Here is a 20373-nt window from a genome sequence, read left to right on the forward strand (position 1 = left end):
CGTTCTTTGCCAGGATGATCGTGAGACACATCCTGGCAAAGTAGGCGGGGAATCGAGTTGCTTGTGATCGACATCGAGATCGGACGCACCCGCACGGGCGGGCGCACGTTTCCGGTTGCGTTTCGGATCGCGTTCGTCGAAGAGTGGGATCTGTGTACCGACCACGGATCGAAGGTTCGACTGATGCGTGAGCACAACCTCACCAGAGCGACCGTGCGGAACTGGCTTCGGAGCCGAGACGAGGGAGAATACGAAGCACAGATGGCTCCGGCCGCAGAAAAGAGGTCACTACGCCGCATGGAGAACTTCGACCGCGCCGAATTCAACAGACTCCGTAAAGAGAACCGCGAACTCAAACACAAACTCGCCCAGAGCGAGGCGGTGCAAGAGATCCTGGGAAAAGCGTACGAGCTCTTGGAAGGAATCACCACGAGCTCACCGAACGAGGACCCGACCGAGATTCCGGTAACACTGCTGAGCGCGAACGAATACGCACGGTGGCTCGAGCGCAACAAACTGTCCTGATCGCCCTCGTCGGCGCGCTCGTGGGAGCTGACGTCGGTGTCCGTGACGGATGCGAATTGGTCGGTATCGCACGCGCCACCTATTACCGAATAACACGCAACTACTCCCACTACCGCCCTGTCGTCGATCCGACACCGCACAAGGATCGACACCAACCAGCAGCACTGACCGCATCCGAACGGACTGCGATCGTGTCAGTCCTCGAAGCTGACGACTACGCCGATCTGTCTGTCGTTCAAACATATTGGCGTGCATTCGATGCCGAGAAAATTGACTGCAGCGAGCGTACGTTCTACCGGATAGCCGCCCAACAGGGGTTGGTCGGTGATCGTCGACGCAGCAAGCTCGGCGGTCTCGTCCAACATCGCAGCAAGCCGATCGTGCACGCCGGCGACGTCGGTGAACTGTGGTCCTGGGATGTCACCGAACTGCGGGGGCCACGGACCCAGGATCGATACAGGTTGTATCTGGTCATAGATGTGTTCTCCCGCTATCCGGTGGGTTGGCGTGTCGAATACTCGGAAGACTCTGCCCTGGCGGTAGCGATGTTCGCCCGCGCTATCGAACGATTCGGGGCACCTAACGGAGTGCACGCAGACAATGGTGCAGTCATGCGTTCGGATGCTCTGGTGAGATCTCTCGTCGCCGAGAACGTCGTCCCGACGTATTCACGACCGAGGGTCAGCGATGACAATCCGTTTTCGGAGTCATTGTTCAAGACCATCAAATACGACCTCAACTGCCCACCGCACTTCGATGACATCGAGCACGCCCGCACATGGACAACAGAGTTTCTTCATCGCTACGCCACTGAACACCGCCACAGTGGACTCGGACGGCACACACCACATCAGGTGCACACCGGCATCGCTGCTGACACTCAGCAACGACGCCAGCGTGCACTCGACCGGGCTTACGCCAACCACCCCGAACGCTATCGCGCAGCACCCTGTGCCCCTGACCTTCCCGGACCCACCGGGATCAACACCAACCTGTCTCGGACAGGTTGACAACTTCCGGCTCGGACACGACCGTGGCGCGCAGGTCGGTAAAAAGGGTGCGAGGTTCAGGCGGGACTGAACAAAGGAAGGGCCCCACACCGAATAGTGTGGGGCCCTTCCTTTGTTCGTGCACTAGTTGGCGCGGTAACCGTTCGAATCCGAACTCACGTAATCCAGGTGAGGGTCGGGAATGTGACCCTCTCCGCGAACTCGTGAAATCTGATCCTCGGTGAGACCGAGGTGACGGAGTCGCTCGCACACCGCATCGAAATCGAGCATTTTAGTGTCGAGTTCCTGTTGCAGAGCGACGACCTGAGCGCGGATAGTTGCTGCCTGGTCGAGCGCTTCGAGAGCGCCCTTGGGCTCGGGTAGCAGCAGGGTGAGCAGACGATCGCGGTCGTCGACGCTCAGACCGGCGACCGGTACCGATCCTGTCGGCGCCTCGTGGCGGCCGCTGACATCGCGTTCGTCGATCTCCGGTGCCAAGTATTCGCGAGCAGTACCGAAGGACGGGATCTCGGCGGGCTGCTCACCGGGCTCAGGAGCCTGTGCGATGTCGATCGTCTGACGTAGCGGACGGTTCGGGATCAGCAGGACTGCAATCAACGTGACGATGGCAACGAATCCGGCGATGAGGAAGATGCGCCCTGTCGCGTCACCGTAGGCGGTACGAATGACCAATGCGACCGGTGGTGGCAGCGCGTCGAGATCCAACGATGATCCGCCGCCCGAGGTGTCGACCCCCAGTTCGGCCAGACCTGTCGCGGACTTCTCTGCGACGCGGGTCGCCAGTAGCGATCCGAGAACGGAGACGCCGATTGCGCCACCGAAAGTACGGAAGAACGCGACGGTCGAGGACGCCGCGCCGACATCTTGCACGCTGACCGTGTTCTGAACGGCGAGAACGAGGTTTTGCATCAGCATGCCGGTACCGAGGCCGACGATGACGGTGAACCCACCGACTGTCCACAGGCTGGTTTGATGGTCGATCGTACCGAGGAGAACGAATCCGATGACCAGCAATACCGCACCGGTGGTGATGAACGGCTTCCACTTCCCGAACTTGGTGATCAACTGTCCGGATCCGACGGAGGCGACGAGTGTACCGAACACCATTGGAATGGAGAGCAATCCGGCGTCTGTAGGGGAGTAGCCGCGAGCGGTCTGGAAGTACTGTCCGAGGAACGTGGTCGCTCCGAAGAGGCCTACGCCGACTGCAATGGACGCGATGATTGCCAGCCCGGTGGTGCGCTCGGTAACAATCTTGAGCGGAATGATCGGTGACGAGTGTCGTGATTCGACGACAACTGTCAACACGAGGAGTAGCAGGCCACCGCCGACGAGCATTGCGGTCTCACGCGAGAACCAGGCGTAGTAGTCGGTCTTGCCTGCGAACGAAACCCAAATCAGGAGAACGGATACACCCGCTGTGAGGAGGAGTGCGCCGAGCCAGTCGATGGCGACGTTCTGCTTGCGGACGGTCTGAACGTGCAGTGTCCGCTGTACCAAGACCAGGGCTATGACGGCCAAAGGCACGCAGACGAAGAAGCACCAGCGCCAACCGAGGGGGCTGTCGACGATGACGCCGCCCAGGATCGGACCACCGGACATGGACACAGCCATGACCGCACCGGTGTAACCGGAGTAGCGGCCACGGTCACGCGGAGAGACGATGGTTCCGATGATGGCGATGACGAGTGCTGTCAACCCGCCCATGCCGATGCCCTGAACTACGCGGGCAGCCAGCAATACCGGAACATTGTGCGCGAAACCGGCCATGATCGAGCCGAGGACGAAGACGATGATCGCCGATTGGACGAGCACCTTCTTGTTGAAGAGGTCGGCGAGCTTACCCCAGATGGGGGTCGAGGCGGCATTGGCAAGGAGCGTGGACGTTATAACCCACGCGTACGCAGTCTGCGAACCCTCGAGGTCACTGATGATAGTGGGCAGTGCAGTCGCGACGATGGTCGTACTCAGCAGTGCGGTGAACAACGCGGCAAGAAGGCCGATGAGGGCCTCGAGGATCTGCCGGTGGGTCATCGCGTCCGGATCTGCCACTGCCTTTGCTGGCGGAGCGTCGGTACCTGTGGTCATATGGTCATCTCGCAATCGATTTCAAGTGCGCCACGTCGTGCTGAGCGAGCGCGTCTTCGGTAAAAGTGTTGTTGAGTCGGCGGACCGATTGCAGTGCATCGAGTGCTTGGTCCTCACTCCATTCGCACAGCAACTCCCGTAATCGCTGGGCGCGGCGGTCCCAGATCGCCGTCAACTTCTGCTGACCTTCTGCCGACACACAGACGCGCGAGGCGCGTTTGTCGTCGGGGTCGGGTTTCCTGTCGACAAGGCCGAGTTCGACGAGGTCTGCGATCTGCCGGCTGAGGGCCGACTGGCTGACGCACACTCTGTTGGCGAGGTCGGTCTGTCGGCACTCACCCTCTGTAGCAAGGATTGTCAGTACTCCGGTCAAAGCTTGCGGTAGAGGCGAGCTGTCGTCACCGGCGGTCACGGCACGTCGCAGAGAGCGAGCGAAGCGGAAGACCTCTTCGACAAGCGATTCTGCTGTGGTAGTTGCTACTGCCATGAGTGCTCCAACGGTCAATGTAAATTACTTGCTGTATGCAACCATATAGATATATAGCTGAAGTAAACAACTATTTTTTCAATTACCTTCGTCACAGCTACTCGATCGTGTCTGTTTCCACACTCGCCGAAACGGCGACCGTTATCGGACCGCCCGTCCTTTTCTCTGTCACAATGAGGTATGTTGCTGCGGACGAGGGGGTCGGCCCGCAATTCTCGCGGCGTGGTAGCAAAACTCCCTCGTACGAAAGGCTCTCCCGAGTATGGGCTCGTTGGCGCGATGGTGGTCTCAACCCGCCGACCACACCTGGACCGTCGCATATCGGCACTCCAGTCCGCTTCTGTGGCACGCTCGCTTCGCGTTGGGAACCTGGTGCTGGCTGTACGCGGTGTTGTGTGCTTTGATGACTTTCACTCCAGCAGGAATGCCCGACGGGTTCGGACAGGTCCTGGCCTGGGGGCTTGCGGCCATCGGGGTAGTGCTCGGCGCGTTGTGGATGCGCGGGCCTTGGCCTACCGAAAACTACTCACGTCTGTTCGTCGCCGTGATCGAAATCGGCATTGCCGCAGCGTTGCTGATGCTCGCCGATTCGTTCGTTGCGTTGCCCTGCGCCGCAGGGCTAGCGGTGAACGGCACATATATAGCTGTCTTTCATGGTCCCAAGATGATCGTCGTCCACCAGGCCTGGTCAGCCGTGATAGTCGGTGTCCTGTTCGTGTGTGCGCTGGCAGAGCCAGGAGGAGACGCCGTCGTTGCGTGCGCATATCTGGTTCTGTTGATCTTGTTGTTGTTCTCTGCGCCCACGTTCTCCTATGTCCTGTTGCTGATGCTGCGACGGGACGCATCGGCGGCGCTCTTCGATCCACTGACCGGACTCCGCAACAGGCGAGGGCTCGCCGCTGCGATCACCGAGATCGGCGATCGGGTGGGGGTGGTGACGGTGATGGTCATCGATCTCGACGACTTCAAAGCCGTCAACGATCGACATGGCCATGCTCACGGTGACGTCGTACTGCGAGCCGTCGCGAATGCGATTTACGCGGCGTTCGGCCCTCCGGCTGCCACGGCCCGCACCGGTGGAGAGGAATTTGCGGTTGTCACCCACCTCGATCCGGCCGAGGCCATCGCGCAGGCCGACGAGTTGCAGGCCCGCTTGGCCCCAGAATTGCATCCGGGAGTGACCGTGAGTATCGGCGTCGCGCACGCCGACGCGTCTGATCTCGTCGCCACGTTCGAGACGGTCTACACCCGCGCGGACGCCGCGATGTATGCAGCCAAGCACGCCGGTGGCGATACCCTTTATTACCCCCGCGAGTGCGAGTACGCGTCCGATACCAGGAAGCGGACGAGCGAACTGCGGAGCCCCGAGGAGTGATGGCGCGAACTCGAGGCATGATCAGTGCGTGGGCGGACTTCAGAACAACGATCTCGAGCAGTTCCTGAGGGAACGCCTCGCATCTGCCCACGCGGCCTTGGAGAACATCGACGAGGCCCGCTTCATGGCCGGCCCCACCGCCGCCATCGACCATGTATGCACCGAGTTCGCCCTCGAAGCCCTGGGCGTACCCCGTCGCAGTGAGCTCTCCGAATCCCGACCGGGCGATGCCGTTGTCCAGACTGCTGACGGCGAATCCCACCACCGACCCCGGGTGGTCGTCGACATCCCGGTCACCGGCCCGCACTTTCTGTGGAACTATCGCCCCGCGGACTCACCGCCGTTTCATGCGAGTGTCCACGGCGTTCTCTCGCACCATCTGTTCCGTGCCGGGCCGCTGTTCGTTCTGACGATCTCGGGCGATCATCTCCGCGGTGACGACGTCGACTCCGCCATCACCGCGACACTGACACAACTGACGACATTGGCCGATCGCATCAATACTGCAACCCGCCGCTGGAACATCGAATTACGCGCCCACCTCGACGCCTCTGCTCGACAACGACGGGCCGGCCGCGACTCTCGTCAAGAGTTTCTCGAACACCTTCGTCGCCAACACTTGTAGTCAGTCCCGGACGATCATGACCGGCACTTCGGCGGTATGCACTATCGCGCGGCTGGTCGACCCCAACAACATGCCCATGTATCCACCCCGCCCGCGGCTACCGACCACGATCAGTGACGCTTGGTCGGCTTGCTCGAGCAGAGAGTTCACCGGACGGTCCTTCGACACCACCGAACGTATCTTCACATCCGGATACCGATCGGCGTAACCGGCGAGCTGCTCGGACAGCACCGCACGCTCCGCCTCTTCGATCGACACCCAATCGTTCTCGAACCACGATGCCAACAGCACGTCCGAAAAGGCATGCACCGCAATCAAGTCCACCGACCGCAGTGACGCTTCCTCGAATGCGGCTGCCACTGCCGGGACACTGTTGTCCGTGCCATCGACTCCGACCACTACCGGGCCCTCACTGGCGTTCGACTGTGGCTTGCCGCCGTGGATCACCACTACCGGACACCCCGCATGCCCGATCAGCGCCGAGCTCACCGAGCCGGTCAACCCTGCGGTCAGCTCTCCGAGCCCACGTGTACCCGTGACGATCATTGCGGCTTGCTTCGAGCACGCCAGCAACTCCGCTGCCGGCATACCGGTGACTGCCTTCGTTTCGATCACCAGCGCGTCGTCGCCGAGTTCTGCGCGCACACGTGTGACTGCCTCCTGCAGCACGTTTGTCGTCAGCTGGCGTTGGTCATCGTAGAACTCCTGCGGCAACGGCACCAGAACACTCAGAACACCAGGCGAGATCGGCGAGACCGACACCAGAAGTAGCGGCAAGCCACGGCGCTTCGCGGCGTTCGCTGCCCACACCGCCGCGTCCAGCGAGGCAGGCGACCCGTCGACTCCAGCAACCACAGGCAACACAGTGCTCATAAAATTTCGCTCCTTCATAGCTTCACTCGGCACCGCGTCCCAGCCCCCGACTGGACCAGGATTCGCCGGCACCGCCGGCCCTGGAGCCCGGACTATCGGGCCCTTCGGACACTTCGAGCCTAGCCCGTCAGTTGCGCTCCAGGGCTGCGACCACCCAGCTATGTGAGCAACGGAACCGGCGAGAATACCGGTGCTGGAAACCTTTTCGCGCAGGGGAACAGTCAGATTCCGATATTCGACTCGAAAGCCGAACAACGGAACGGCAGGGGCCGTGTGCGTCTACCGGGCCGGATCGAAAATGCCCCGCCGCGCAGTCATGGTGACCGCGTCGCCGACAGCAGGCCGAGGTCCGTAGACGGAGCAGCGAAACGACACCCCATGAGACTCGACGACGACATCGCTGCGCTCACGCCCGAACAACGAGGACGTCACGACGCCGGTTGCGCAATCGTGAGGAGACGCGCCGGTGAGTTCGATATCCGACGGCAGGATAGCCAGCGTGCCCCTTCCCGCGGTTACCCCATCGATGAGGTCGGAGCACACTTCGATCGGGTGATTGTCGGCGTGAAATCGGCCGCCGTCGATACTGCCTGCGATCAGGTTGGCGTCGGAAAGAAATTGTGCGACGAAGGCCGACGAGGGGCGTTCGACGACCTCCTTCGGCGTCCCGATCTGCGCGACAGCACCGCTGTCGAGAATTACGACACGGTCGGCGAGCGCCAGTGCTTCGGTCCGGTCGTGGGTCACATGGACGACTGTGAGCCCCGCTGCCTTCGTCAGCGCCCGCAGTTCGAGGCGCAGCCGATCACGCAAGGGTTCGTCCAGTGCGGACAGCGCCTCGTCGAGCAGGAGGGCGCGTGGCGATCGGACAAGGGCCCTCGCCAGCGCGACGCGTTGTCTTTGACCGCCGGACAACGTCGCCGGGTCGCGGTCTTGGAGGCCGGGCAGTCCAACCAGTTCCAACACCTCCGCAACGCGCCTCGACCGTTCGCCTCGTGGGATTCGCGCCAGCTCGAGGGGGTAAGAAACATTCTTGCCGACGTTCCGGTGCGGCCACAGCGCATGCTGTTGGAACACCATGCCGAGCCCGCGGTCCTCCGGCGCAACCGTCCGTCCCGCCCCGGCGACGATATCGCCGGCGATAGATACGGTTCCCGACGTCGGTTCGAGGAAACCTGCAATTGTGCGCAGCAACGTTGTCTTCCCGGAGCCCGACGGTCCGACCAGCGCCAAGAATTCGCCGTCGGCGATCTCGAGGTCGACGTTCTGCAGGCCGGTGTTGCCGCCGGGGTAGTCGAGGTGGACGGCATGCAGTTCGATGGCGGACATTCTTGCGCTTCTTTCGTCAGGAACGGTTTCGTGCGCCCGCGACCAGACCGAGGCCTGCCATACCGACGAGTGCGACGAGGAGGGAAAGTGCAGCGGCCGCGTTGTAGTCCCCTGCCTGCTGCAGGTTGAAAATGGATACACCGAGCGTCTGTGTGCCGGGGGCGACCAGTAGAACCGACATCGTGAGCTCGCGAACCGCGGTCAGTGCTACGAGCACGGCGCCGGTGACCGCCGCTGGAACAGCCATCTTCCAGGACACGTCGTACAAGGCGCGCAGTGGTGATGCACCAGAGGAGCGAGCGACCTCCTCCAGGGCATTCGGCGTCGCGCGCAACGGCGCCCTGACGGCCTGCACGACGATGGCGAGGAACGCCATGACGTAGGCACAGAGGATGACCCAGCGAGTGTCGAACAACCCGGTGTACCGCCCGACGATCAACCAACCGACGGCGATGACGAGACCGGGAATGGCCTGGGGGACCAGCGCGACCAGGTCGAGGCCGGTGTTGTCGCGAGAACGGGTACGTGTGGTGAGTACACCGAGTGTCAACCCCACGAACCCGCATATCAGGGCCGCTCCTAGTGCAAGAATGACCGAATTCTGTAGTCCCACAATGGTACCCGGAGCAGTGACGGCGGCGGTGATGCTGTCCAAGGTCAGGTTGCCGAGGGTGAACGGTACTCCGGGTGCCGGAAGCAGCGCCTGTGATGCCAGGGCGAGAATTGGCAGCAGCGTCACGGAAAGAGTGATGACCCACACGAGCATGGCAGCTGGAATTCTGCTGGTGCCCAGGGGAAGTAACCGCGAACTGGTGCTGGGGCCGTCGACCTGAGGACTGTGACTCGCCAGGAGTCGGTCGACGGCCACTGCGGCAACAGCAAGCACGAGCAACGCGATGCCGATGGCCGAGACCACTTCGAGAGGCTTTGCGACGGTGCCGGATTGAATGAATCGATACACCATCGTCGAGAGAGTCACGTACCGCTCGGGTAAACCGACCAGTGCGGGAATCCCGAAATCCGCCAAATTCGATACCGCAACCAGCGTGAACGACGCTACCGACGCAGTTCTGAGCAGAGGCAGGGTGACATCACGCATCGCGCGCCACGGTGATGCGCCAGCGATGCGCGCGGCCTGTTCGAGATCGCCGGGAATGCGGGAAAGTGCAGCAGAGACGATCAAGTACGCCAGTGGGTAGGAGTGAATTGTCAGCAAGAAGATGACCCCGTCGCCGCCGTAGATGTTCCACAGCGGCGCCCCTACATGCTCGGTGAAGTACTTGTTGATCATCCCACTCGGTCCGAGCAGGCCTGTCCACGCGATGGCACCCACGAACGGTGGAATCAGCAATGGACTCAACAAGATCAACCGAGCAGCACTGCGTCCGGGAAGGTCCGTGCGGTCGAGCACAAGTGCCATGACGATTGCAATCACCACTGCCATCGCGGCGGAGGCCCCTGCTGACACCAGGCTGTTGACAGTCGCGTCGACGATCCCGGCGTCGAGTAGCTCACCGATGTGGTTGCCGCCGAGGCCGATCGAAATCACCGCACCGATGGGCACGATGATCACCGCACCGACGACCAACCACAGGGATACCCGCACGACGGTCAGGCCGCCCCGGGTGAACCTAACCGACAAGCTCGCCGAACCTCTTCACTGCGGCAGGCTGAAAGACGGCGATCTCGGCAAGATCAGGATTGAGCAGCTGCAGATCTGCAAGTGCCGGTGCACCCTCGGGCGTCCCGACATCGTCGCGCACGGGCAGATACTGCTGATCGACGGCTATTTCCTGCCCACGCTTGCCGACGAGAAAATCTACGTACTTCTTCGCGGCTTCGGGGTTGGCCGAGTCGTTGAAGATGCCTGCGGGCTGCGAAATGTACGGGACACCGTCGGTCGGGTATTCGAGCGCGATGGGTGATCCCTTTGCGGCGAGTTCACGCACCAGATAGTCGACGACGATACCGACGGGCTGGGTGCCGGCGGCAACGGATTGTCCGACTGGCCCGTTGCTTTCCGCGACTACTGGTTCGTTGGCCGCGAGAGCCTCGAGCCAGGGCTCGCCCAATGCCTCTTCGCTGAGCCACACTGCGGTGTTGAACGCTGCCGCACCCGACACTTCTGGATTCGGGAGAGTTATCCGGCCCTTGTACTTCGGGTCGGCGAGATCCTTCCATGATGTGGGCGGATCGGTGACGGCGGCGGTGTTGTATGCGATGACCGTCGGGATGATCCGGGTGCCGACGTAGTACCCCTCGGGGTCGACGACATCTTGATTCAGCTTGTCGACGCCGGCGGGAGTGTATTGCAGCAGTAGGTTCTCGTCCTTGTATCTCTCGAATGTCGGTGCGTCCGCGGCGAGCAGAACGTCGGCTCCGATCGTGCCGGTCTCGAGTTCGGCGGCTATGCGGGCGTTGAGATCACCGGTGCCTGCGCGGAAGACCTGGACGTCGATGCCGGGATTGACGTCCATGAACTCGGCATTGAGGGCATCGATCTTCGCCTGCGGCTCGGAAGTGTAGACAGTCAGCGTGCCGCTGCCCGTTTCGGAGGTGGTCTCGGATGTGGCTGGTTCGGAGCAGGCTGCCAGGGCAGCGACGAGAGCGAGAGAGGCAACTACGCCCACTGCGGGGCGAGGGAAGGTAATCAACGTGAGTGCTCCTTGAGCGACCGAAGGAACTGCGATCGTCGCCCGGGCAAACGACAAGCAGTGACCTCTTCGGTGCACGAGCGGTAGCGCGGCGGTGAACGTCAGTTCGCGAGCCTCGTCATGCCGTCGTGGCAAGACCTGCCGCGAGACCGAACGCGACGGTGATGACGCATACATGTACCGCCGCGCGGACGAGCGACTCGTCTGCCTTCGTTCGATGCGCTACCGCAGAAACGAGCCAGGTCAACCGAATTCGACGCGCGAGCACAACGAGAAAAATCAGCACGACGGTCTTGGCCAACACGATTCGGCCGTAACCGGTGTCCAACAGGCCGCCGAACCCGCCGATCTTGACCGCTGCATTCACCGTCCCACTCACCGCCAATATCCACACCGACCACCAGGCGAGCCGCGAGTAGATCGGAAGCATCGTCGCCCATGCGCCCCTCGCACGAAGAGTCGACGCCATTGCCGCCAGAACCCCGAGCCACACCGCAGCAGCTACCGTGTGCACCGCGGCGAACAATCCGCCGAACAACTGCTGCGACATATGACCGGTGATCGGCCGAGCAACGAGCGCGATGACGGTGAACACCACGATAGGTATCGGGGGTACATCACTCCCGCGTCGATAGGCGAGCAGCGCGTAGCCGGAGACGATAGCGGTGCACAACACCGTCACCACTCCAAGACGGCCGACGGTGATGTCGGTGAGATAAGTACCGAACTGCGCCATCGGAAGCCCGGTAACGCCGCCGCCGAAAGACTCGGCAGCGGCGTCGACCAACAGTGCGACTTCGGCGACGGTCCACAGACCCCCGACGGCAGCGACCTGCCGCCATATCGTCGGCCTGCTGCGCACCGGGAACAGTTCGGTGCGCAGCAACGCGAGACCCAACGCAGTGGCTCCGAGGCAATCGGCGAGCACCCGGACCGCCGCCGACGGATCCGGGCCCTCGGGATGGGCGAGCAACCAGGCCGCTCCCACTCCGAGAACTCCCGACACCGCCACCGCGAGTACCCACCACCGGCGGAACTCGCGCAGGAGAGTCAGCTGTCTTCTTTCGGCTTACGCTCGTCTTTCGGCTTACGTAGTGCGTAGGCGAGAGCGCCGCCGAACGCCAACCCACCGACAATCAAGAACGGCCACAACGGAATCCCGCCGGACTCGGAGGATGCGTCGGCACCTGCACCTGCATCGGCGTCGGCGGCCGCACCAGGGGTACCCGATCCCTCCTGGGTGAGGGTGAACGTACGCGTCCCACTGATGGGATGACCATCAGCGGAGGTCACCCGGTACGCCACCGTGTATTGCCCCACCGGACCGAGCTCGCCGACGTCGACGACGATGCTTTGCGCCTCGATCCGCGGATCGCCCTTGGACCACAAGTTGCCGTCGGGTCCAACCACATTAACCGTCGCGAACTGGGACTGCGGCGTCTCGTTGAAGGTGATGGACACCTGAGCAGGTCCTGCTGCGATGTCGGCACCTTCCTCTGGGCTCGACCCAGTGACGATCGAATGCGCCGACGCGATCGGAGCACCGAAAATCAGCGCCGACACTGCGATTACGGCGACGATCAGCTTCTTCATGACCGTCGACCCCGCACTGCTGCACCAATTCCGAGTGCTGCACCAAGCGCACCGAGTACCAGAGCGACACCTGCCAGCCAACGGGCCGTGTTGTCCGACTCCGATTCGGTGCTCGCCTCCGCGGTGTCCGAGGTGGTGCCCGTCGCGCTTGCCTGACCATGCCCGTCGCCGGAGGCAGCTGCAGCCGCAAGAGTTACCGACGGGGCCGGATAGTCGGGCTCACTTCCGTCGGCAGCAGGCTCCTGGTTCCAGGCGACGACCTTGCCGTCGTTGTAGGTCTGCGTCGCTGGGAAACTGACCGTCTCCTCCTCCGGCAGTGGGCCCGCGGAAAGTAGGAACTGCTGAAATTGTCCCGGACCGATCTCGGATCCGGGGCTTGCAGTCCAGGTCACCGCAGTGGCGAGGCCCTCCGGGTTCTTGTCGACGGTCGACGTCCATCCCGGAATGGGCTGTGTACGTGCCGAGTTCAATTCAGGCAGTTCGACCTTCACCGACGTCGTTGCCGCAGTGTCGGACTCGGTCGGTACACGGAACGTCAGAACGGTGTACCCGCCTTGCTCGGCGCCCGGCGCAACGACCGAGACGTGCGCCGAAGCCGCGCCTGTCCCGACTACCAGTGCCAACGAAGTGGCGCCTGCAATGATCGAGGCGCGACGAATGAAGCTATTCATGAGGATTCCTTCTCGAAAGGGTATGTGGGCCTATCTCTTCGACTCGCTCAGTGCTGCGAATCGGGTGGCCCACGCCTCGAGATGGACGTCGTGAATCGGTGTTGCGGAGACAGCGTGAACCCGACCGCCCCGATGTGCCCACCGGCCGACGCGTCGGGAAGGGGGAGTGGTGGGTCGAGAACTGCGCGCACGATCGAGGTGATCGGCCCGTACAAGCGCTCGGCCGTGCAGACGAGAACTGCCGCAACGGTCGAGGCCGCGAGGTGGAAGGCAAGCATGGAAGCACTCGGCAGCGCCGAGTGGTTGTGCGTCATCTCCTGTGGGCTGCCGGCCGCGAGCGCCAGGTGAGCGGCGAACTGCCCGATAACCAGGCCACCGAGAAGACGGACCATGCCCGGCGCGGGCATCGTTGCGAGCGCACCCACACCCACACCGACGACCAACAGAAATATCAATGCAGACCCGCTCGGATAACCGCCCCCCGCGCTGCCGTGCGCAGCGACAGCGAGTGTGACCGTCAGCGCGCCGACAGCTCCGCCGCGGAGCGAGGCTGCCGGTGTGGTCAACGGGATCGGTGAATTCGGGGGCTAGCGGACGCCGAGGCGGGCGAGCAGGTCTGCTTCGATGCCGTCGAGTTCGGCCGAGATCGCGTTGTGGGCAGCTTTGCGTCGCTGTGCCGGCATCTGCTCGGAGGTACGCACAGCGGTGCCGAGGTCGGTGAGACGCTGAGAGATGGCGTCGGCGAACTTGGTCGTCTCGGCATCATTCGAGCCGGAGGTGACCTTCTCCAGCGACATCTCGGCACCGGCGATACGGGCGCTGAGCTTGGCGCCGTAGCCGGTGTACTGGCCGAGCTCGGAAGGATTGATGCCGAGCTGCGAGGCTTTGCGCTCGTCGAGCTTGCCGCGTACCAGGGCAGCACCTCGGTAGACGATGGGCGTCAGTACCGGAATCAGCACCCGCGCAATTCCGATGTACTTGCGGACCTGAGCCGCCGAGAACTTGCCCTGCATCGCAGCCTTCTGCTGCGCCTTCAGGGCCGCGACCTGTGCCTTCTCGACGTTCTTCGAAGACTTGGCCTCCACCGCGCTCAGCTTGCCATGTGCCTTCGCGATCGACTTCAGCTGCTTGCGTTCGTTCTTGGCGCCAAACTTCGCTTCCAACGTCGCTTTGTGCTTGAGCGCCTTGGCCTCGGCCTTGCGAGTGGCACGACCCTTGCGCTTACGGAACAAACCCATCGACAAGGCCCCTTACGTCAACTTCGGCGGTTCGGCGCGGCGCGCGCACAATTGCTTGACACAGCCTATCGGTACGGATGGCGACGAGAACATCTGCGCCCTGCACTTTGTGCGGCTTCGTCATCGCGCGGTGTCGTTGATTGTCGGTACGGGGACATAGGCTCGGGGCGTGACGAGCCAACGCGCAGTGGAACGAGGGGTATCGGTACTGATCGATGCCGGGTCGCTGACGCGATGCAGACACCGGTTGTATCTGGACACGGCCTACTCCGCGCTGCTGCGGGAGGAACCGGAGAACCCAGGGGTTCGCCAACGCCGTGAAGCGGCCCGCGCGCAGCGCGAGGACATCAGATCCAGATTGTCGGAGACTTTGGACGGGTGGGTCGAAATCGAGGCGCCCAATGCCCGCACCGCATCGGAACTGACGATGGCCGCATGCCGTCGCCGCGTGCCATGGATCTGGAATGCCGTCCTACCGATCGAACGAACGACCGGACGACGCGGGCGTAGCGAGATTCTGATGCTCGACCCCGTCGACGGCGGATACATCCCGATCATCGTGGTCAACCACAAGGTCACCGACCCCGGTCGCGGTGCACGCACGTCACCGTTGACCGAATGGGCACCCGCGGTGGACGAGACGCGGAAGGTCCGCAGCCAACTGCGCGATCAACTGCGTCTGGCACACCTCTACCGCATGCTCGACTTCGAGGGAATCGCGAGCCCGAACGCCCACGGCGGTGCAATCGGCTACCGCGCAGAATGCATCCTCGTCCACGACCTGACCACCGTGTTCGACGAGTACGACGCCCGATTCCTCGACCGGCTCTCCGTCGCTCGCGGAGAGAGCTTCACCGTGCCTTCGCACGTCAGCGAATGTCGATCGTGCCCGTGGTGGACGGACTGCCGTCCGCAACTGGTCGCGAATCGAGACGTCAGCCTGGTGGCGTCGGGTATGCGGGCCGATGCCCTACGTGAACAGGGTGTGTTCACCATCGACGAACTAGCCGACTTCTCCGGCCCCGAGCCCGAAAACTGGCCGTTCGGCAGTTTCACCGACGCCGTGGCAGCGGCAACGGCCTGGCGAGCGGGGGTACCCCTGTTGCGTCGCACGGACAAGGTGACGGTTCACCGTGCCGACGTGGAGGTCGACGTCGACATGGAGAGCTATCAGGAACACGGCGCGTACATGTGGGGCACGTTGCTGACAGAAAAGGGCGGGCCGCCGGCGAAGTATCGCGGCTTCGTCACGTGGGATCCCCTGCCGACAGTGGACGAGGGCCGTTCCTTTGCCGAATTCTGGGCCTGGCTCATGGGTAAACGGGCCGACGCTGCTGCGCGCGGCAAGACGTTCGCGGCCTACTGCTATTCGCGGGCCGCCGAGGACAAGTGGCTGCTGGATTCCGCTCGACGCTTCGGCGACATCAGTGGAGTACCGACCGAGGCGGAAATTCGGGAGTTCATCGACAGCGAGCAGTGGGTCGATATCTACAAGGCCGTCAGCGATCAATTCATCTGCCCGAATGGCAAGGGGCTGAAGAAGATTGCGCCGGTAGCAGGCTTCGAATGGCGTGACGCCGAGGCCGGTGGCGAGGCATCGATGGGGTGGTACCGCGAGGCGGTCGGCTACGACGCCGAATCCGATGCGACCCAGCGCGAACGCCTGTTGGTCTACAACGAAGACGATGTCCGGGCAACGAAGGTCCTCCGCGAATGGATGAGCGATCGAGCGGAAATCGAGATCCCGACACTCGAATCGTTGCGCGCGGGGGTCTGACCGCGGGCTCCGACGCTTCAATGGCGTCGCCCTGTAGCTATTTGATCGTATGAGTGGACCATTCAAGCGGTGGGGGAAAATTCCGCCCACCGCTTGAATGTCACCCTGTAGCTATCTAATCGTATGAGTGGACCATTGAAGCGATCGAATTAGCGCGGAGCCATCCGAATCGCGCCATCCATGCGGATGGTCTCGCCATTGAGGTAATCGTGCTCGGCGATCATCTGCACCAACTGTGCGTATTCGGACGGCTGAGCGAGGCGCGACGGGAACGGAACGCTCGCCTCGAGGCCCTTGCGGTATTCCTCGGTGACGCCTGCGAGCATCGGGGTGTCGACGATGCCCGGTGCAATCGTGTTGACGCGAATACCGAATTGAGCCAGGTCGCGTGCTGCGGTGATCGTCATCGCGTGTACGCCACCCTTGGAAGCGGTGTACGCGATCTGTCCGATCTGTCCTTCGAATGCTGCCACCGACGCGGTGTTGACGATCACACCACGCTGACCTGAATCGTCGACCGTGGACAGCGACTGGATCCGATTGGCGGCCAGGCGCATGACGTTGAACGTTCCGAGCAGGTTGATGGTGATAACCGTGCGGAAGAGTTCCAGGTCGTGCGGACCCTTCTTGGACAGGATGCGTCCTGCCCAGCCGACGCCGGCGCAGTTCACCACGATGCGGAGCGGTACGCCCGCTTCGGCGATCTTGTCCAGAGCCGCCTCGACCTCGGCTTCGCTCGTGACGTCGGCGGGGATCAACGTCACCCCGGCCGGCACGCTGTCGCCTGCGCGCTCGATGGACTGTGCCAGATCGAGGCCGAATACCGTGGCGCCCGCGTCGGCGAGACGCTTGGCCGTCGCAGCCCCGAGCCCCGACGCGCCTCCTGTGACCAGCGCTGCTGTTCCCGAAATCTCCACTGACGAATCCCTTCGCTGTTGGCGGCCCGATGTGGCCCGTGCCTCGTGAGCACCATAACCGGCGGGCGTTCAGGACGCGGAGATAGGAGGTACTCGAGTCAGCGAAGCGCAGCCTCGTCGGGTGTCGTCGACGAACCGTCAGGCGCATACTCGACTCGATACGTCTGCTCGGCATCGACGAGGATGGTCGCCAAGACCTCACGGCCGGCAGGAAGCAATCGCACTGTCGCAGTACCGCTCTCGATCCGGTCGATATGCTCCACCGCCGACGTGATCATGACCGTACGAATCTCCGACGCGAGGAAAGCGTCGGACCGATCGTCGAGGAGTACCACTGTGACGCCACGGATACGCGCCGCTCGAACAGATTCCTGAAGCCGAGAGTCGAGGAGCCCGCGCGCGCGAAGAGAATCTCGCAGATCGGCCTCGAGCAAAATGCAGGCCAATTCTTCATCGGGCTCGAGGTCTGGACCGGCCGCTGTCCGTTCGAGCAGAGGCCGAGCCAGCTCGTCCAGACGTTCCAGCTGCGCGTCACGTTCCTCGAGGACCGCCGACGCAGCGGCCTCGGCCGCGATCCTCATCGTGGATTGGCGTCGTAGTTCGAAAATCGACCGTGCAAGCGGGCGAATGGTGAACGCGAAGAACGTCGACATCAGCAGTGGTGCCGCGTTGATCAGGCTGAACGACAACCCGTACGCCGCGCCCTGTCCACGCATCATGGCCCACAGTACCGATGATCCGATGAGCGAAACGAGACCGATCCAGGCCAGCAACGTCCTGCCTCGAACGCACATGAACGTGTAAATAGCCACCGATGCGCCGAGCGGCCACGTCTGCAACGGATTGGTCGGCGGGGCGGATATCGCCGCGAAGACCAACCACAGTGCGGCCGGTCCGGAAAGCATCAGTGGGTACGAATAGCGCAGGGGGAGTGGATCTCCCGGTGCAGTAAGCAAGACCAGTGAACTGGTTACATTGATCAGGACAGCCAACGCCAACGGAATGAAATTCGCCCCAGGTGGCATCGTTGCCACGGCACTGATCAAGCAAGCCGAAGAGAACAGTAGGACAATGAAATAGGCAGTGCGCGTGCGCATCCCGAGTAGGTCGCGAACGTCCTGACGTTCCGGACCGTGAGAAGGCCGTCGGAAATACTTCACGCGAGCTCCTCCCACTGGAGATGCACCGTCGTCCCAGAACCGGCCGTGCTGGAGACCACGGCAGACCCGCCGTCGAGCTGCCGCATCCGACCGTGAATGCTCACCGCGACACCCAGCCGATGCGGTGGGATGGAATCGGGATCGAATCCGACGCCGTCATCGGACACCGACACTGCAAGCCGACCGGACTCGGCAGTAACCGACACCATCCGAGTAGCCCCCTCGCCTGCATGTTTGACGCTGTTGCGCACTGCCTCGGCCAGCGCTGCCCCAGTGGCGCGAACAGCGTCGGCCGGATACGTCGTGCCCGGGTCGGACGCCCCGCGGACCTCGATCGACACGGACTCGTCGGCGTCCGTGGCTGCCGCGCGCAGATGCGCGACCGCGTTCACCCTGTCGAACCGACTGTCGACGGAGTAGCTACGCAGCGCATCCAACTGATCGAGTGTCGCCCTGGCCTGCCTCGCAACGGACTCGGTGCGACCCTGGCGTGCCACCGACAGCAGCGAAGTCATCACTCCGTCGTGAATGAGCGCGTCGAACCGCTCCCGTTCGACATCACGGGCCGCCGCAGCAGCGGCACTCGCAGCATTGGCCTGAGTCGCAGCGATCGTCGCATCGAGAATCCTTGCCGTGCGCAAAGCCCCGAGCAAAGCGGCAACAAAAATGGTGCAGAACATGATGGCGAAAGCGATGTCGGCGAACAAGGTCGGTTCGACGAACGGTTGCCGAACACGTGCATTGGACCAGTGAATGATCAACACCACGGTAACCAGATAGACAGCCACCACACCCGGGCGCCACACAAGTGAAGCAGCGAGAGCCGCAAGACCAGGAAACGCCGACAAATAGAGCCCAGCGACATCGAACGAGATCCAGTCCCACGCCATGAGCCATGTGCAGATAGCGACCAGGTACAAGATCGCAGCCATGCCCGCCGCGAGCCGAGTCCAACGGATATCGGTCAGAAACGTCGCCAGACCCAGTAGGACACCGGAACCGAACACCGTGACACCGGCGAACGGAGGCCACCACCACGCCGTCAGATTCGCCGTCCGCACCAACTCGGAGAACAGCAGAGCAAAATAGATTACATATCCGGTACCGACGAACCGTCCGAACATGCGCAGCAACCGATCCAGCGACCGATGCTCCACTCCTGACCCATTGGGTCGTTCCGCCGGCTCCACTCCTGGCCCATTGGGTCGTTCCGCCGGCTCCACTCCTGGCCCATTGGGTCGTTCCGCCGGCTCCACTCCTGACCCTGAAACTGTGTTTTTCATACACCCTCCATTCGGGAGTGTATGGGGCGATTCACCTCTCGTGCACACCAGTTACTTGATCTGGTATCAGCGACGCCTTTGCTCGACGGCGACGCATCAGAATCACAGCAGTAGTGACCGTTGCGGATATCGCGATGACAGTTGCCGCACCGATTGTTGCGGAAGCGGTACCGGGGAACAACCCTTCGAGCAGCAGGGATACCCCGAAGACGAAGAACAGCAACGATGCGCCGATCCGAATGACGTTCTCGGGCAAGTGTTTGCCGAGTACGGCACCGAGGACGATTGCGAGCCCATCGGCGGCAACCATGCCAACGGTCGATCCTATCCAGACGCCGATCCAATCGTTGTCCGTGGCAAGAGTTACCGTCGCGAGCATGGTCTTGTCGCCCAATTCGGCAAGAAGGAATGCCGACGCAATGGCCATGAATGCGGAACGCGTGACTCGACCGGCTTTCTGGCCTTCGTCGTCGGACAACGAGTCACCGCGCAACGTCCAGAGACCGAAGATCAAAAATGCGATGCCACCGACTACCGCGATGAGATTCGTCGGGATGGACAGGCCGAGGAAGTGGCCGACAGCAACGGAGAGGAGATGGACGACGGTAGTGGCGACGGTGATTCCACCGATGACGACGTACCAGCGGTAGCGCAGCGCGAACGTCATGGCCATGAGCTGAGACTTGTCACCGAGCTCGGCGATGAATATCACCACAAAACTCAGAAGCAGAGCGGACGGCATGTAGCAGGACTCCTCGGTCGGTTGGA

The 20373-nt window shown here is 62.6% G+C and carries 20 protein-coding genes; 5 read left to right on the forward strand and 15 right to left on the reverse strand.

The features are described from left to right. The first annotated feature begins 63 nt into the window (after positions 1–63). Together BJI47_RS03645 and BJI47_RS03650 are read left to right on the forward strand one after the other, a co-directional pair. On the forward strand, positions 64–525 hold the full coding sequence (locus BJI47_RS03645) for a hypothetical protein (RefSeq protein ID WP_176224659.1): 462 nt from the start codon (positions 64–66) through the stop codon (positions 523–525). After that, on the forward strand, positions 498–1535 hold the full coding sequence (locus tag BJI47_RS03650) for a DDE-type integrase/transposase/recombinase (protein ID WP_217808503.1): 1038 nt from the start codon (positions 498–500) through the stop codon (positions 1533–1535). The genes BJI47_RS03645 and BJI47_RS03650 overlap by 28 nt, the downstream gene beginning before the upstream one ends. 123 nt (positions 1536–1658) lie before the next feature. On the opposite strand, the gene BJI47_RS03655 is transcribed toward BJI47_RS03650, so the two are convergent. Together BJI47_RS03655 and BJI47_RS03660 are read right to left on the reverse strand one after the other, a co-directional pair. Beyond that, positions 1659–3623, reverse strand: a complete 1965-nt coding sequence (locus BJI47_RS03655; RefSeq protein ID WP_088942456.1) for an MDR family MFS transporter — start codon at positions 3621–3623, stop codon at positions 1659–1661. Between the two features lie 4 nt (positions 3624–3627). Next, positions 3628–4110: a MarR family winged helix-turn-helix transcriptional regulator gene (locus BJI47_RS03660; RefSeq protein WP_088942457.1), complete on the reverse strand. Its 483-nt coding sequence runs from the start codon at positions 4108–4110 to the stop codon at positions 3628–3630. Between the two features lie 403 nt (positions 4111–4513). On the opposite strand from BJI47_RS03660, the gene BJI47_RS03665 reads away from it, so the two are divergent. Next, on the forward strand, positions 4514–5485 hold the full coding sequence (locus BJI47_RS03665; protein WP_254900353.1) for a GGDEF domain-containing protein: 972 nt from the start codon (positions 4514–4516) through the stop codon (positions 5483–5485). A gap of 28 nt (positions 5486–5513) precedes the next feature. Further along, the gene (locus BJI47_RS03670) at positions 5514–6110 is read left to right on the forward strand and encodes a hypothetical protein (protein ID WP_088942459.1); all 597 of its coding nucleotides are present in this window, start codon (positions 5514–5516) and stop codon (positions 6108–6110) included. On the opposite strand, the gene BJI47_RS03675 is transcribed toward BJI47_RS03670, so the two are convergent. The 9 genes from BJI47_RS03675 to BJI47_RS03715 all read right to left on the reverse strand — a co-directional run bounded on the left by BJI47_RS03675 (position 6111) and on the right by BJI47_RS03715 (position 14468). Then, entirely contained in the window at positions 6111–6983 is an 873-nt protein-coding gene (locus tag BJI47_RS03675) for a universal stress protein (protein ID WP_088942460.1), read from the reverse strand. Positions 6984–7262: 279 nt separating this feature from the next. After that, positions 7263–8312 carry an ABC transporter ATP-binding protein gene (locus tag BJI47_RS03680; protein WP_088942461.1) on the reverse strand — a complete coding sequence of 350 codons (1050 nt, stop codon included), beginning with the start codon at positions 8310–8312 and terminating at the stop codon, positions 7263–7265. 16 nt (positions 8313–8328) lie between these two features. Beyond that, complete coding sequence (locus BJI47_RS03685; protein WP_254900354.1) at positions 8329–9954, reverse strand: iron ABC transporter permease; 1626 nt, start codon at positions 9952–9954, stop codon at positions 8329–8331. Then, positions 9944–10966 (reverse strand): ABC transporter substrate-binding protein, encoded by a 1023-nt coding sequence (locus BJI47_RS03690; protein WP_254900355.1) that lies wholly within the window; start codon positions 10964–10966, stop codon positions 9944–9946. The genes BJI47_RS03685 and BJI47_RS03690 overlap by 11 nt, the downstream gene beginning before the upstream one ends. A 118-nt stretch (positions 10967–11084) precedes the next feature. Then, positions 11085–11978, reverse strand: coding sequence for a CopD family protein (locus BJI47_RS03695; protein ID WP_254900356.1), 894 nt, complete (start codon positions 11976–11978; stop codon positions 11085–11087). Positions 11979–12016: 38 nt separating this feature from the next. Further along, a complete protein-coding gene (locus BJI47_RS03700) occupies positions 12017–12559 on the reverse strand; it encodes a copper resistance CopC family protein (RefSeq protein WP_088942464.1) in 543 nt (180 codons plus the stop codon). Further along, positions 12556–13230, reverse strand: a complete 675-nt coding sequence (locus BJI47_RS03705) for a YcnI family protein (protein ID WP_088942465.1) — start codon at positions 13228–13230, stop codon at positions 12556–12558. The genes BJI47_RS03700 and BJI47_RS03705 overlap by 4 nt, the downstream gene beginning before the upstream one ends. Positions 13231–13277: 47 nt before the next feature. Continuing rightward, positions 13278–13796, reverse strand: a complete 519-nt coding sequence (locus BJI47_RS03710; protein WP_088942466.1) for a hypothetical protein — start codon at positions 13794–13796, stop codon at positions 13278–13280. A 21-nt stretch (positions 13797–13817) separates the two neighbouring features. Next, a complete protein-coding gene (locus BJI47_RS03715; RefSeq protein WP_088942467.1) occupies positions 13818–14468 on the reverse strand; it encodes a DUF6474 family protein in 651 nt (216 codons plus the stop codon). 208 nt (positions 14469–14676) lie between these two features. Between BJI47_RS03715 and BJI47_RS03720 the strand changes: the two genes are divergently transcribed. Then, on the forward strand, positions 14677–16245 hold the full coding sequence (locus BJI47_RS03720) for a TM0106 family RecB-like putative nuclease (protein ID WP_088942506.1): 1569 nt from the start codon (positions 14677–14679) through the stop codon (positions 16243–16245). 149 nt (positions 16246–16394) lie between these two features. Here BJI47_RS03720 and BJI47_RS03725 read toward each other — a convergent pair whose 3' ends face one another. The 4 genes from BJI47_RS03725 to BJI47_RS03740 all read right to left on the reverse strand — a co-directional run bounded on the left by BJI47_RS03725 (position 16395) and on the right by BJI47_RS03740 (position 20347). Continuing rightward, positions 16395–17162 (reverse strand): SDR family NAD(P)-dependent oxidoreductase, encoded by a 768-nt coding sequence (locus tag BJI47_RS03725; protein ID WP_084348186.1) that lies wholly within the window; start codon positions 17160–17162, stop codon positions 16395–16397. A gap of 98 nt (positions 17163–17260) precedes the next feature. Then, positions 17261–18322 carry a hypothetical protein gene (locus tag BJI47_RS03730; RefSeq protein ID WP_088942468.1) on the reverse strand — a complete coding sequence of 354 codons (1062 nt, stop codon included), beginning with the start codon at positions 18320–18322 and terminating at the stop codon, positions 17261–17263. Beyond that, positions 18319–19605: an ATP-binding protein gene (locus BJI47_RS03735; RefSeq protein ID WP_254900357.1), complete on the reverse strand. Its 1287-nt coding sequence runs from the start codon at positions 19603–19605 to the stop codon at positions 18319–18321. The genes BJI47_RS03730 and BJI47_RS03735 overlap by 4 nt, the downstream gene beginning before the upstream one ends. Positions 19606–19636: 31 nt before the next feature. Further along, entirely contained in the window at positions 19637–20347 is a 711-nt protein-coding gene (locus BJI47_RS03740; RefSeq protein WP_088942469.1) for a TMEM165/GDT1 family protein, read from the reverse strand. Positions 20348–20373: the final 26 nt, after the last annotated feature.

It is taken from the genome of Rhodococcus sp. 1168, from assembly GCF_002091955.1.
In the GTDB taxonomy this organism is placed as follows: domain Bacteria; phylum Actinomycetota; class Actinomycetes; order Mycobacteriales; family Mycobacteriaceae; genus Rhodococcoides.

Coding starts and splice junctions, on each gene's coding strand:
- BJI47_RS03700 (WP_088942464.1), bottom strand. CDS start 12,559: ATGAAGAAGCTGATCGTCGCCGTAATCGCAGTGTCGGCGCTGATTTTC.
- BJI47_RS03660 (WP_088942457.1), bottom strand. CDS start 4,110: ATGGCAGTAGCAACTACCACAGCAGAATCGCTTGTCGAAGAGGTCTTC.
- BJI47_RS03655 (WP_088942456.1), bottom strand. CDS start 3,623: ATGACCACAGGTACCGACGCTCCGCCAGCAAAGGCAGTGGCAGATCCG.
- BJI47_RS03735 (WP_254900357.1), bottom strand. CDS start 19,605: ATGAAAAACACAGTTTCAGGGTCAGGAGTGGAGCCGGCGGAACGACCC.
- BJI47_RS03705 (WP_088942465.1), bottom strand. CDS start 13,230: ATGAATAGCTTCATTCGTCGCGCCTCGATCATTGCAGGCGCCACTTCG.
- BJI47_RS03665 (WP_254900353.1), top strand. CDS start 4,514: ATGACTTTCACTCCAGCAGGAATGCCCGACGGGTTCGGACAGGTCCTG.
- BJI47_RS03675 (WP_088942460.1), bottom strand. CDS start 6,983: ATGAGCACTGTGTTGCCTGTGGTTGCTGGAGTCGACGGGTCGCCTGCC.
- BJI47_RS03715 (WP_088942467.1), bottom strand. CDS start 14,468: ATGGGTTTGTTCCGTAAGCGCAAGGGTCGTGCCACTCGCAAGGCCGAG.
- BJI47_RS03680 (WP_088942461.1), bottom strand. CDS start 8,312: ATGTCCGCCATCGAACTGCATGCCGTCCACCTCGACTACCCCGGCGGC.
- BJI47_RS03740 (WP_088942469.1), bottom strand. CDS start 20,347: ATGCCGTCCGCTCTGCTTCTGAGTTTTGTGGTGATATTCATCGCCGAG.